The sequence below is a fragment of the Cytobacillus sp. GQ23 genome (genome assembly GCF_059758675.1).
Window position 1 is genome coordinate 1 of the sequence record NZ_JCAXER010000052.1, and the last position, 13,770, is coordinate 13,770.

14 protein-coding genes and 2 pseudogenes are annotated in these 13,770 nt (G+C 36.7%); 7 read left to right on the forward strand and 9 right to left on the reverse strand.

The window, feature by feature from the left end; all coding sequences use genetic code 11:
- The 6 genes and pseudogenes from AC6CHU_RS25405 to AC6CHU_RS25430 form a co-directional block, all read left to right on the forward strand.
- Positions 1-346: pseudogene (locus tag AC6CHU_RS25405) on the forward strand (MerR family transcriptional regulator); the annotation flags it as partial.
- Positions 347-833: 487 nt separating this feature from the next.
- Entirely contained in the window at positions 834-1,181 is a 348-nt protein-coding gene (locus AC6CHU_RS25410; protein WP_159865410.1) for a PadR family transcriptional regulator, read from the forward strand.
- The gene (locus AC6CHU_RS25415) at positions 1,168-2,169 is read left to right on the forward strand and encodes an HAAS signaling domain-containing protein (RefSeq protein ID WP_498123110.1); all 1,002 of its coding nucleotides are present in this window, start codon (positions 1,168-1,170) and stop codon (positions 2,167-2,169) included. The genes AC6CHU_RS25410 and AC6CHU_RS25415 overlap by 14 nt, the downstream gene beginning before the upstream one ends.
- A 450-nt stretch (positions 2,170-2,619) precedes the next feature.
- A complete protein-coding gene (locus AC6CHU_RS25420; protein ID WP_498123111.1) occupies positions 2,620-3,687 on the forward strand; it encodes an ABC transporter substrate-binding protein in 1,068 nt (355 codons plus the stop codon).
- 25 nt (positions 3,688-3,712) lie between these two features.
- The gene (locus AC6CHU_RS25425; protein ID WP_498123112.1) at positions 3,713-4,519 is read left to right on the forward strand and encodes an ABC transporter ATP-binding protein; all 807 of its coding nucleotides are present in this window, start codon (positions 3,713-3,715) and stop codon (positions 4,517-4,519) included.
- Between the two features lie 17 nt (positions 4,520-4,536).
- Positions 4,537-5,361 (forward strand): ABC transporter permease, encoded by an 825-nt coding sequence (locus tag AC6CHU_RS25430; protein ID WP_159865398.1) that lies wholly within the window; start codon positions 4,537-4,539, stop codon positions 5,359-5,361.
- Between the two features lie 228 nt (positions 5,362-5,589).
- On the opposite strand, the gene AC6CHU_RS25435 is transcribed toward AC6CHU_RS25430, so the two are convergent.
- The 7 genes and pseudogenes from AC6CHU_RS25435 to AC6CHU_RS25465 all read right to left on the reverse strand — a co-directional run bounded on the left by AC6CHU_RS25435 (position 5,590) and on the right by AC6CHU_RS25465 (position 10,828).
- Positions 5,590-6,027 (reverse strand): VOC family protein, encoded by a 438-nt coding sequence (locus tag AC6CHU_RS25435; RefSeq protein WP_498123114.1) that lies wholly within the window; start codon positions 6,025-6,027, stop codon positions 5,590-5,592.
- A gap of 242 nt (positions 6,028-6,269) precedes the next feature.
- Entirely contained in the window at positions 6,270-6,830 is a 561-nt protein-coding gene (locus tag AC6CHU_RS25440; protein ID WP_498123115.1) for a CBO0543 family protein, read from the reverse strand.
- Between the two features lie 523 nt (positions 6,831-7,353).
- Positions 7,354-7,857 carry a DinB family protein gene (locus AC6CHU_RS25445; RefSeq protein WP_159865389.1) on the reverse strand — a complete coding sequence of 168 codons (504 nt, stop codon included), beginning with the start codon at positions 7,855-7,857 and terminating at the stop codon, positions 7,354-7,356.
- A gap of 222 nt (positions 7,858-8,079) precedes the next feature.
- A complete protein-coding gene (locus tag AC6CHU_RS25450) occupies positions 8,080-8,538 on the reverse strand; it encodes a 2-thiouracil desulfurase family protein (protein WP_159865386.1) in 459 nt (152 codons plus the stop codon).
- 252 nt (positions 8,539-8,790) lie between these two features.
- Positions 8,791-9,526 (reverse strand): annotated as a pseudogene (locus AC6CHU_RS25455) (MBL fold metallo-hydrolase); the annotation flags it as partial.
- The gene (locus AC6CHU_RS25460; protein ID WP_498123116.1) at positions 9,427-9,756 is read right to left on the reverse strand and encodes a TRAP transporter large permease subunit; all 330 of its coding nucleotides are present in this window, start codon (positions 9,754-9,756) and stop codon (positions 9,427-9,429) included. The gene AC6CHU_RS25460 and the pseudogene AC6CHU_RS25455, both read right to left, overlap by 100 nt.
- A gap of 52 nt (positions 9,757-9,808) precedes the next feature.
- Positions 9,809-10,828 (reverse strand): DUF3231 family protein, encoded by a 1,020-nt coding sequence (locus AC6CHU_RS25465; RefSeq protein ID WP_498123118.1) that lies wholly within the window; start codon positions 10,826-10,828, stop codon positions 9,809-9,811.
- Between the two features lie 166 nt (positions 10,829-10,994).
- Between AC6CHU_RS25465 and AC6CHU_RS25470 the strand changes: the two genes are divergently transcribed.
- On the forward strand, positions 10,995-12,005 hold the full coding sequence (locus tag AC6CHU_RS25470) for a DUF3231 family protein (protein ID WP_159865380.1): 1,011 nt from the start codon (positions 10,995-10,997) through the stop codon (positions 12,003-12,005).
- 856 nt (positions 12,006-12,861) lie between these two features.
- Here AC6CHU_RS25470 and AC6CHU_RS25475 read toward each other — a convergent pair.
- Together AC6CHU_RS25475 and AC6CHU_RS25480 are read right to left on the reverse strand one after the other, a co-directional pair.
- The gene (locus AC6CHU_RS25475; protein ID WP_236566218.1) at positions 12,862-13,236 is read right to left on the reverse strand and encodes a VOC family protein; all 375 of its coding nucleotides are present in this window, start codon (positions 13,234-13,236) and stop codon (positions 12,862-12,864) included.
- Between the two features lie 20 nt (positions 13,237-13,256).
- Entirely contained in the window at positions 13,257-13,667 is a 411-nt protein-coding gene (locus AC6CHU_RS25480; RefSeq protein ID WP_159865377.1) for an SRPBCC family protein, read from the reverse strand.
- Positions 13,668-13,770: the final 103 nt, after the last annotated feature.

The following is a 13,770-nucleotide window of genomic DNA, read 5'->3' on the forward strand; positions in this document are numbered from 1 at the left end:
CCAAACTGAACATTTGAAAAATGAATATGATTTTGATCTATCAAGTCAAACAATTGATGTTGAATTCATCAACGATACGGCGATGGAAGCACAATCATTCAATGAGGATATGATTCATTTTTTACAAGAAGGCTACTCTGCAAATGCTTCTCAAGTCTTGGATCGTGTAAAAGAACATCTAACATTTCTAAAAAGAAAGGGCCTTCCATCAACACCTCAGGATTTTCTTAATCAGACAGAGCTTTTCATAGCAGACGATTTCCACAGAAACATGTTAGAACAACAGCAAATTGGTTTCTCATATTATCTAAATAAAGTAGCGTCTAACTATTTATTAAATCATTAATTAGAGTGTTACCATATATTCATTTTAGATTTATTTCATATTCAACCACAGAAAACAACTCCAAAAGCTGCTATACAAGTTGATTTTGGAGTTGTTTTTATACACGTTCAACAGTCCCCCCATTTGGGTTATAATCGAATGTCTCTTGATAATCCGCTTTCTTAAGAATAGAAAACACTAATATAAGTTCGCAGGAATTGGAGCCTAATATTCTATAGCCATCTCCGTCAATCACCTAAAAGTATGCGCTAATTATTCCTCACCTGCTCCTCGCTATTAGCTCATTAGAAAATCTCCTTGCGTCTTACATGTGAAGCTTTATTTATAAAAAACCTCCACAAAAAACGAAAAGGCTGTTCCTGGGCTAAATACCCTGTCCAAAAAACTGGGTTCAAAAAATTTATTGTTTTTATCACAATCATACTGTATGATACATAGTATAAACCACATAGTGTATGACATATAGTATATCAAGCGAGGTGAGGAAATGAGCACGCTGCTGAATTCGTTAACAACCGAACTGCGCAGAGGGACATTGACTCTGGCAGTGCTGAGCCAGCTTCGGACACCGCAATACGGCTATTCACTGGTTCAGTTACTGGAGGACTCCGGCATCAATATTGATCAGAGCACACTATATCCATTGCTGCGGCGTCTGGAAAAACAGGAACTTGTAACAAGCAGCTGGGATCATACGGAGAGCCGGCCGCGAAAGTATTATGTTTTAAGCGACATGGGTCTGGAGACATTTCTGCAATTGAGAGAAGAATGGATAAAGAATTCCAAACAGCTTTTCGGACTGTTGAAGGGAGATGAGGAAGATGAATTTAATTGACGTATATACACAGGAAGTGACCAGGAGGCTGCCTGAAAAGAGCCGTGGGGATATCGCACTTGAGCTGCAGTCTACTATCGGGGATATGCTTCCGGATGATTACAATGAGGAAGATGTGAAAGAGGTCCTCAGCAAATTGGGCAGTCCAGCAGCCTTAGCAGCAGGATACCGGGATCAGCCGATGCATCTGATCGGGCCGCGCTATTTTGATGTATATGTATCACTTTTGAAAATGATCCTGCCGATCGCCGCAGCAATTTCATTAATTTCGCTTGCTGCCGAGTTTATTTTTAATTTTAACCAGGACGAAACGATCCTTAATGCCCTTCTCGAATTAATGGGCTACGGAATTTGGAGACTTATTGAAGTAGCCATCCAGGTATTTTTCTGGCTGACCATTGTCTTCGCCATTATTGAAAGGGTTGATAAAGGAAAAGACCAGCACCCCTTGTCCCCAAGCTTAAAACCGTGGACTCCGGATGATCTGAAAAGCATCACCTATATTCCGAAGAAAAAAGCCATTGGCAAGGTTGAGGTGTTCGGAAGCTTAATGTGGACCGCCATTTGGGCAACCCTTTACTTTTATGCCGACCGTCTGATTGGTGTCTATCGAGGCGGGGGTGAAGGACTGGAGTTCAAAATTCCTGCAATCAACCAGGATGTTCTGCTGGGATACTGGCCGATCGTTGTAGTGATTATTGCGCTCGAAGCAGGGCTCGCCCTCTACAAATTAATCATTGGCCAATGGACGAAACGAATGGCACTCTACAACACCGTTCTTGAACTTTTGAGCACCGTCGTGTTCACCTTTATCCTGCTGAACCCGAATTTGCTCCAGCAGGAATTTACAGCATTCATGGCAGATTTATTTTCCATGTCAGCCGGGCAATTTAAAAGCTGGCTGCTCAGCGGCATCTTCATCATCTTCGTCATTTATGCAGCAATCAGTATATATGATGGAATCCGCAAATCTAGAATTACCTCTTAAAGCAGGAACAGGCACACTGATTGTTCAGTGTGTCTGTTTTGTTTACATAAGCTATTTTTCGAATCTAATATACTGTGTTGATTGTAATGGAGTATGCGAAATCCTTTAAGATTCATTCGCTTCTAGAGAAACTTACCTCCCTTCCATCTATTCGCTGTTGTGTAACGGTTATAAGAGCAGCTATCTATTTGACATAAATTCCCCCCCTTCTATTGAAAAATTGAATAAATCTATATCCCCTATCAGACTTATTTCTTTTCCAAATAAAAAAGTTTCCTCTTATCCCTCCTTGTACTCAATAAACATCCTAACTATTCAATTGGTTTTATAAAATGTTTAAATTTTGAAAAAATAATGATATAATTTAGAAAATAAAAGTTAAAACACTGTTTTATATATAAAACACTCCTTGGTGTTTTTCATATAAATAAAATTTCTAGGAGGGATTAAATGATTATCAAGAAAAGTGTAGCAGTGCTTCTCGCAGTTTTAGTCTTAGTTTTAGCAGGATGTTCTGGCGGCGGAAATTCTCAAGCAACGAATGGAACCGGGAAAGATGACAAGGGATTGACCAAAATTACTTTTTCTGAACCAGCTAGAATTCTCTCATTGGCACCTTTTTATGTAGCAGTTGAAAAAGGCTTTTTGAAAGAAGAAGGAATTGAAGCTGAAATTGCCTCTGGCGGCGGTGGTTCACAAGTTATTGCTTCGGTATTATCAGGACAAGCTCAATTTGCCATTTCTGGCCCCAGAAGTATGTTTGTACCACTGGAAAAAGGTGAAGATCTTGTAGCCATTCAATCTTTAAATTCCGCGCTCACCTTTGAGATTGCCTTATCGAATAAATACATAGCGGAAAAGAAAATAAAAATGGATGCCCCTCTAAAAGACCGTGTTGCAGCATTAGAAGGCGCAAGCATCGGAACAAATGTAGTAGGTGATTCAGGGGACATTTATACGAGATATTTAATGCAATTACATGGCGTTGATTCATCCTCAGTAAAAATGGTGAAATTAGCGGGCACTGGACCTAAAATTGGCGGTATGAAGGAAGGCGTTGTTTCAGGTGGAATCAGCTCCCCTCCATTTGCGGCACAAGTCAAGGATGAACGTGTAGGAGATTTAGTGATTAAGGCCAGTGAAGAACCCACATATGCCAACATGGTGTGGGAAATTGTATTTGCAGATCGCAAATATCTTGAAGAAAACCCCGACATAGCTGCTAAAGTAGTTCGGGCTATTGGAAAAGGAATCGAATTTACTCGTGAAAATCCAAAGGAAGCTGCAGAATCAATAGCCTCCTATTTCGAAGGAACTGACCACAAGGTTTTAGAGAATTCATTAATAGATTTAAAGGATACATTCCAGGGTTATGGAGAAATGACTAAAGAATCCTGGGATAATGCTCAAGTTCCTTTGGTTGAATTTGGCGATTTAACTGGAATTACGAAAGAGCAAAATACAGAACCTGGTGTTATTTGGACAAATGAATATATCGATGAAGCCTTTCCTAAATAATTCATTATGAAAAGGGGTGAATATTTTGAGTGGAACAGCGATTGAACAAAGAGAAAAACTTTTATCAAAGAATCTCGGCGTAACTTATGTGAACAATAAAACGGGCGCAGAAGTCATTGCACTGCAAGATATTAATTTGAATATCAAAGACGGCGAATTTATCTGTATCGTTGGACCCAGCGGATGTGGGAAAACAACCTTTTTAAATACAGTGGCGGGTCTAATAAAACCAAGCAGCGGTTCCATTTTACTCGATGGAAAAAAAATAAATGGACCGGGCATTGACCGATCTGTTGTTTTTCAAACGCCTAGTCTCTTCCCTTGGCGTACTGTTATTCAGAACGTGCTATATGGCGTTGAGATTCAAAAACGAGTGTCCGAGGAAACAAAGATAAAGGCGAAAGAGTATATTGAGATGGTTGGACTGAAAGGATTCGAGAATCATTATCCGCATGAATTATCTGGAGGTATGCAGCAGCGTGTTAATCTTGCAAGAGCTTTGACAGTAGAGCCCTCTCTATTATTACTGGATGAACCATTCTCTGCGCTTGATGCTCAAACAAGGGAATTTATGCAAAAGGAGTTGCTTCGAATCTGGAATGAAACTAAGAAAACAAGCTTGTTTATTACCCACCAAATAGATGAAGCGGTATATTTGGCTGACCGAGTATTCGTATTTGGAGCAAGACCAGGCAGGGTTGTCGATATAGTGGATGTAAAAATTCCAAGACCAAGGGATTTAACTATAAAAAGAGATCCTGAATTCTTAAAACAAATAGATTATATTTGGTCTTTGATAGAAAAAGAATCTACTAAACAAGGTTTTCATTAAAGGGAAAGGAGCGGGACATGGCAAACACTGAAATTACTCAGGAAACAAGGAAGCTCATAAAAGAAAAGCCAAAAGCTATAAGAAAGAAAGACTTTACTATCGTAATAAGTGTCATCTCGGTTGCATTATTTATTCTAGGGTGGGAATTAGTCTCTAATAAAGAATGGATTGATCCTCTGTTTGTAAGCTCCCCTTCCGAGATATTTCAAGCTGCTGTTGTAATGGTGCAGGAACCTGCATTTTGGAGCAATATGGGCGTAAGCGGCTATGAGTTTGCAATAGGCTTTATTTTCGCCGTCTTAATCGGGATCCCTATTGGTGTACTTTCGGGCTGGAATAAAGTCTTCAATGCCATTGTGAACCCATTTATCTCCGGATTATATGTAACACCAAAAGTAGCTTTATTACCTGTAATCGTTATTGCGCTGGGGATTGGGGTGGAATCGAAAATGCTGATTGTCTTTTTGATGGCATTCTTCCCAATTGTTTTAAATGCTCAAAAAGCCATGCAAACACTGGACCAAAGCTTGATAAAAGCCGCTCGCACCTTTACAGCCAGCGAGTTTCAAATTTTTAAAACAATTGCTTTGCCTTCGACCGTACCGTTCTTATTGGCAGGCATACGTCTGGGTATTGGACAAGGCTTGATCGGGGTTGTAGTCGGTGAATTATTTGCTTCATCTGCGGGGATTGGTTTTCAATTAACCATTGATGGCCAGAATTTACAAACAGCCAGAATGTTCGTTGGGATATTTGTTATTACGATAACTGGTCTTATCCTTTCCGGGTTAGTTGGATTATTAGAGAAACATTTTTCTTCCTGGCGACCGCAGAAAGATTAATTCTAAGAAATAAAAAGCTTCTTTTACATTTGATATTTTAAATGGAATAACAAAGCAAAACTCGCCACAAAATTGGCGAGTTTTCTTTGTTAGGGATTCCCTCTTTGTTGGCACTACAACTAAAAGGGATCGCAGCTGCCAATCCCTTTCTTTATTTATCGCATCCGAGAGTTTAAGAAGAAGTCTAAGAAGTTGGAGGTCTAAATCATTTAACGTCCCATTCACTATTTATCCGATTTTCTCCGCCAACTCTAAAATAATTCCCTCTGGACCACGAACATAGCATAATTTATAACTCTCTTCATATTGCTGTATCTCACTAAAGATTTCCGTGCCTTTCTCCTTCAATTTTGCAACAATAGCCTCAATATCTTCCACAGCAAAGCAAATATGCCGGATACCCAGCGTATTTGCAAGAGGCTGCTGAAAATCACTTTCATCTGAAGGTGTATAAAATTTGACTAGCTCTATCCATGTCTGACCATCAGGCATCCCTAATCCTACACAGGCCGTTTTAACACCCTCAAGCCCAACTATTCTGTCCAGCTGTTCCCCGTCCAATTCCCATTCTGCTTGCACTTCAAGTCCTAAATCAAGAAAAAACGCTTTAGCCTCTGAAAGATCATTTACATTTATACTCACATGATCGATTCTATTGATCTTCATATCCCATACCTCCTAAATACCTGTTATTTTCAATACCTGTATTCGTGTAAGGTTTGTTTGAATATTTAAAATAATTCAGATATTTAGGGTTAATAATTATTCGTTTTTTTATATGAGTTGGAAAAAAATCTCTCTATTTAGTATAAGAAAGCCTTGGGGAATGAAAATATTCTCCATTTGGTATCCTGGTAATTTTGTAATATCCACTAATGAAGCAATTTCAAAGTTAATGACCCTTTAGGTTAAAAAAGGGGTTTAATTGCCGAACTATGAGCCAGTTTATGAGCAATAAGAAAAATGACAAAAAAGAATGGAAATGAAAAGATTGAGTTCCACCTAGGATATTTATAAAAACCTATCCATAAGAAAAGAGGTTCGGCTATAAATGCTGTAATGCCTGCAAAGATTAGCCCTTTTATTATTGGACTTACCTGAGGTTTTATTTGTAAAAAGAACATAATAGTAACTGGCATAAGTGCAAAATCCCATGCAATATAGTCCGGCATTAACGGGATTAATTTATTATAGTATCTCCAAAGTCCTAGAGTTACCCCAACGTAATCCAGCCATGAAGAAATTAGCATTGCCCACAAACCACCTAACATTAAACGGGCAGAACTCTCTTTATTCCTAAAAATAAACCATATTATCCAAGGGACCACTGTTAAAAGAAATGTTGTCATCCATCCGAAAGAGAATAGAATATCCTTTAGCCAAATTTCACTTAAACTAGAGTGAGCATCATCAATTGATTTATACTGTTCATTTATTAATTTTATTATTTGGTCAGAAGGTCTTATCATTATTGAGGGCTCCTTATTTTTCCCTTATAATTCCCACTTTCCTCCTTATTATTCTGCTACTTCAACTATCCCGCACCTATAGTACAATAAGAATAAGCTGCCTAATTCAGCAGCTGAGATAGAACATAAATATGTTTTGGTAGTTCGTACTTTGTTCGATTAGCGAAAACGTAAAATATAAAAATAAAGTATGTTTTCATTATATTGAAAATACTTCCACAACATCAAAACTTATCTTCATTACAAATCTTTGTTATCTTTTTTTATTTGACTCCAAATCAACAATAAAGTCCTTCAATCATATATAAACATTTACACCATAAATATGATTAGTTAGCATACAGAATTCGTAATAAGCCATACTGCTCTGCTTTGAAAATGACTACTCTTCTTGAACAATCACACCCTTTAGCTTAAGTATATTCCTTCACAATTAAATAAAGGCTGCTCCAGTTAGCAACCCTAATGTAAATTATTATTCTTTTATCAAAAGTTCACATTATTTATCTCCCAAAAATTTTGATTACATTTTAGGAGCTTCCCTGCCTATTAAAGCCCATTCCTCTTTTGATGGACCATAAAGACCAGGGACGGTTAAACCTGCTTGTCGCATCAAAATGGTCATTTGCCCTCGATGGTGAATTTGATGTTGAATCAAAAAAGTTAACAGTTCAAGATTGGACAATCTCTGGCCAAAAACATCTTGTTCATCACCGAGATTTTTGTCACTCCATTGATTTTTTACTGCTTGCGAAAAAGCATTCCTTGCTTGTTGATAGCTATCAGAGATGAATCTTGCTGAGGTTGGCACAGGGTAATCTTCTGTAGGTGCATCAAGGGTAAGGTCAGTTCGGGATGAGATAACACCAATCGCTGTTACAGTATGCCAAGCTATTCTTCCTAATGTCCAATTTTGAGATGTAACTTCCTGGGATAAGGACTCATCTGTAAGCTGATTAAGAATTTTCTGAGTGGCATCTGCTTCAAAATTCCATAATTTAAAGAAACCATCTAATGTTTGAAACATATTCATCCTCCTCACTTGAATACTTCATAAATATATTCTGCATAGACTGGAAATTACCCCTTAATTCAACAAAAGATAATAATCCGAAAAAAAATCTACTTTAATAGCTTTCTTGAAAATTAACCTGCCCCTATACTGAATAAAAAAGACCGGCTGTGGTTGCAGCCGATGTTTAAGTATGCTCCCCGTTACCTTAAGCTGTAGAAATCTTGAATTCAGCAGCTAAAGAAAGGTTTCAGCAAATTGTTCTTCTGAAATTACTCTTAATCCATTTCTTTTTAATAAAGCAGAAGTAACGCCCATCCCCTCAATTTTTTTACCAATGAATTCGCCGTTATAAATCTTTAAGCTGCCACAGGATGGGCTATTTTCCTTTAGGACCACTATTGTCGCATTGATTTCTAAAGCTTTTTCGAGTGTAGCATAAGCTCCTTTTATGTAAAGATCCGTAACATCTTTTCCTGATTTTTCAATCACTTTAGCCTTCCCATTGAGTACATCCTCTCCGTTTCCACCTATTATTTCAGCAGGTTCTCGAGGAGTTGAAAATCCACCGAGTAACTCTGGACATATTGTAATAGCTTTATTTTCTTCTACAAGTTTAGTTATTTCATTATTTAAACTGTGCGTGCCGTTATATCTCACCTTCAACCCCGCTAAGCAGGAACTGACTAATATCATATTTCTAACCCCTTCAGCATAAGTCTTCCTTAATAAATTTCACCTGTCTTTCTTCCATTTATAAGGTTATTTGACCAATTAAATAAAAGAGTAAATAAAAAAATCGTAAAAGCTATCCCTATATTATCAAGCCACTTAACCTCTTTATTGGAATTGAAAGTGGTGACAGTTAGATTAAAAAGAGCATTAGATATCCATTAATATCTTTTGTAGTATCAATTGTTTGGCAGTTAATTTTCCCCCTAGTACATATTACATCACAGTTTCCCCTATTGATAAAACCTTCAATTGCTCCTTTGGCAGCTGGAGTCTTTTCCTCACTCAGTAAACGTTCTAAGGCTTCCGGACCTGTGTCGTCTGCCAGCCGATAAGCACCATAATGCATAGGAACAAATTGCTTCGCCTCTAGTTCAATAAATGCCTTCACACTACCTTCAGGAGATATATGCGAGACTGCCATAAACCATTCCGGTTCATATGCACCAATTGGCATAAATACGATATCAATCATAAAAAGTGCAGCTATTTCCTTAAAACCTGAGAAATATCCTGTATCCCCCACAAAATAAAATGTTTTACCGGCAGTTTGAAATATCCACCCACCCCAATGAGAAGTATTCATATCGTTAAGCGTCCTTCTTGTCCAGTGCTGAGCTGGTACAAAGTGAATTTTAATCCCTTCATATTCAAACGATTCCCACCAGCTCATTTCTCTTACATTTTGATAACCTTTTTTTATAAAAAGAGATTTCATCCCAATGGGAACAAAATAGTATGGATTCCCATTTAGTTTTTTCAACGTTGGAAAATCAAGATGGTCATAATGACCATGTGAAATGACCACAACATCGATATCTGGCAAATCTTCCAACGATATTCCCGGTTCAGTTAATCGCTTTTGATAACCCATTCGCTTCGCCCATACTGGATCAGTAAGTATATTAAGTCCATCGAGTTGAAGTAAAAAAGTAGAATGTCCAACCCAGGTATAAGAATAATTATGCCAAAATGAACCGGATCAATGCCGAATGAGATAGCAACAGGGGTTAAATTTGGTGCCATTATAACGATGGCAGCCCCAGTCTCTAAAAACATACCTGCAATTAATAAAAGTACGTTCACAAGCAGTAAGACTATTAATGGACTGTCAGAGATACACCAAGTTAATGACCCAATAAGCAGCTTCCTCTTATTAATAATACAGAATTTGTGATGCACATAATTCCGTTGTGAAAAGCCCCCAGGCCCAATTTAAGAAAAGGGGTTTTTCTTAATTTTCGTTTTTTTGCCGTGCTAACTTTTCTACATCCATCGTTCCAGGAGGTTGTTCTAACCATTCATTTTGAATCATCAAATAGGCTAAATCTTTAGCATATTGGGCTATTTCAAGTGATAACCGTTCATAGTTTAAAATTAAATCACTTCTTTGACTAGCGGCTGCAGCTGTGGCATAATTACCAGTTCCTGCGGCGGTTAACAATCCTTGATGAAATACAATTAATTTATCCGAAAATACTTGTGCTGTTGAATTAGTTACGGAAACATCTGAAGGAACCGGTGATTGTGTATTATTATCTATTAATGATGCAGTGAAAATTTTAACATGCTTTTCCGATATATCTTTCCCTTGTAACATCAATTTTTGAACTTCTTTCCTTGGTGAACATTGGGCAAAGCTAATTGATAATTTAGCACCAATCATGTTGGTTTGAATATTTAAATATAAATGGGAAATTTCTATCACATTTAATGGGCGTTTATTTGTAAAAGGGTTTAATCCACTTAGATAACTTTTACTATCAATAAAATCCTTCTGTCTAGGATAATCAATATAAGGTGAACGAACATATAAACCCTTTTTAAGGAGAATTTCCGAACTTTCATCGTATAAATCTGTAGTCTGATGCAGTACCTCTTTAAAGATTTTTCTAACGTCAGTTCTGGCACACATTGATAAAAAGCCACTAATTCCCAACATTCCTGCTTTAGCCATATGGTTTAGATATGTAATCATAAATGTATCTGTAAATAATCTAGGTCCATTAAGGTTGACATCACTATTAGAAAATCCGTTAGGAAGTGGAATATTTTCTTTGTTAAATACTTCAGTTATTTGTAATAGATGCTCCGTTGAAACATTAAGCCCTTTTTCAATAATTGACCTTACTTCAGTATCTTCAACCGTACTTAACATATAATTCATAAATTGAATTGACATACTATTATTCATGTAACTTGTCCATATTGAAGCTATTTCAGATGATGTAAGCTGGATATAATTTTCAGCCATAGGTTTGATAACCTCCAATATATACATATATATTATTACTATTTGTAAAAACGGTATATACTATTCCAAATAGAACTTCTCATGTTCTTGTTTTTCCTACACTCGAATAAGATTACAACTTGACGGTAAAGTATATAATAATCAGAAGTTATGGAGGTAACTCATTTTGATTTTAACAAATCCAATTAGTGCTCCAGAGGTAGGTACACTTTGGCAAACCTACATAGAAAAAACATTAATCATGAGAATGTTGGAATACTTTATTGAGAAATCAGACGACCAACAAGCTAGGAATATTTTGGGCGGTTTATGGCAAGAATTAAATTTTTATGTTTTGCAAATGGAGGAAATTTTTAAAAAACAAGGAATGGCAACACCAATTGGATATAGAAAAGAAGATGTTAATCTAAAAGCACCTAAGTTATTCGACAACGGGTTTGATATTATGTTCATCAGAATATTAAAAGAGGTAAGCATGGGCATGTACACGATTAATATGAATATGTCCTATAACGATAAGGTCATGCAGATATATGAGGGGCTTAGCGTTATTACTCAAAAGATTTATAAACTGGCAACCCTTTTTTTGCTTGAAAAAGGGATTCTATCTCTTCCTCCAAAAGTGACAATGCCAATAACAAACGAGTTTATTGAAAGTAAAAACTATTTAAGCGGGTTAAATCCATTTAATGAAAAAAGGCCATTAAGTGATATTGAAATTGGTATTCTTCATCACGGAATTGAAACAAATAATATTGGACTGCAGCTAATGACCGGTTTCAGCCAATGTGCTCAAAACAAAGATGTTAAACAATATTTTGTAAAAGGAATGAAACTTTGCAGGAAACAAATCAAAATATTTTCAGAAATACTTATAGAAAGTCATGTTCAGTTTTCTGCAACTTCAGGAGGTACCGTAACTACTTCAACAATTACACCGTTCGCTGATAAACTCATGATGCACTGCGTTTACCTTCTGAATGGGTTTAGTATTGTCGGAAATAGTTTTGGGACATTTTTTAGCCTAAGAAATGATATATCAATGAAAGCAACATTAATTGCAAAAGATATTTATTTATACGGAAGAGAAGGAATAGACATCAAAATTAAACATGGTTGGTTTGAAGAACCGCCACAAATGGAAGACCGTTCTGGGCTAATTAAAGGCAATGAATAGGGAATAATAAGCATAGTGTTATTTATAACACTATATTCTAATGTGGGGGTATATGCTATGAATACTTCACTTAAAAGCTTTTTATCAACTTTACTCAATTTGTTGATTAAAGTTTTCTTCTTACTTGAAAGGGTTGACAAAAAGATAAAAACTATTTCTTTAAGAATGCCAGCTTTTGCTTAAGAGGTTCATAATTACGTTTTCCGCATTAGTGTAAAAAGGCATAGCACAATATTGTGCTGTGCTTTTTTATTTTATAGGAATTGTCCTTTTCGTCCCTTCATGATTATAAAAATTTATAATTCAGAAAACATGCTTGTAATTAGTCCAAAGATATTTCATAATTACTCCTTTAGATATAATGCTCAGGAGGGGGAAGAATAATGATGGAATATGAGTTATTTCATTGGGATCAAAAAGACTTACAAACGATTATTACAATCAGTCTTGCCCTCCCACTTTTTAAAGGCCTTTAGGAATTCCTGAAAATACCGGTCAATTAATTCATTTTAAAGCCTCCTGGTATTTGAGTAATGTCCTTTTCGCTTGCCGGCTTCAGGACTCTCTCATTCTACCAAGAGGCTATTTTTTGTTCAAACTCCATTTTCCTTCATTACAGGAATGCTTCCCCGTTAGTGGAACAAAAAAAGAGCCGAAGCATCGACCCTTTTGTTCAACTCATGAACCCGTTAGCTTAAGTACATTATTTCACAAACTTTTTAAGAGGAACCTTTCCTTGTTCCATTGACAAACTCATTTCAAGGGATGTGGAAAAGTCTCCTAAGATCACCTTCAGTTTATGGTCAACTATAAGTACATATCAAAGAATATTAAACTTATGACGTTCAACAATAGTTTAGTTCAAACGGTGAACAATTTCATATTCCACAGGGGTCTTCAAAATAAACTGCATAGTAAGTAGGGCTAATGGGAAATGTTGTGGTCCAGAGGTAATTTTCCCGCCACTTTTTTTAATCAGTGCAGCAAGCCTGTCAACTTTATCGCGATTTTCTACCCAAAATCCAACTAGATTGCCGTTTGGTTTATGCAAAGGATCTTCAGTGATGGCAAAATAGGCTACACTTGGAAGATTCCCATTGGCTGCAAACACCTTCCACTTCTCACTATGGAATGTTTGAATAAAGCCTAATGCGCTAAGAAAACTTTCATAGAATGGTAAATTTCCCTCTAAATTATTTACTCTAAGGTCAATGTGACTAAATGGGTTCATAACTTATCCCTCCTTTTCAATTAAATCCCTTCTTCTAATTGATTAAGAAATCTTTTCCAGTATTGCTGCATTTCTTCTCTCACATTCTGATCAGAGAGATTTTCTTGGTGGAAGCTAATGGTCGTTTTTGTATTATCCTTTGGTATGATCCGAACTTGAATGGTAGACGCTTTATCCCACCCCTCTTTTTTCCAGGCAAGTCGAAGTTGTTGTAGAGGTTTAACAATTCGAATTTCACCTTCCCCCATTGTTGTACAGAATTTCTGACCTGGTTGAAGATTTATTTTGGTGCCTTCACCTAACCATAATTTTAATCCAGCTTCAGATGCGACTAATTCCCAGGCTTTTTCCTGTGGAATTGGAAAGGTCCTTCTAATTCCTACTTGGAATCCAGCCGTTTTAGTTTGACCGACAATTCTCCCTGTGTCCATTTCTTCCCCTCACATCTAAAAAATTTTAAATCCTATATTAATGTTCATCATATCTACTATAAGTTCCTTTTTTATCCAAAACCGTGTTTAACTAACCTGCCCC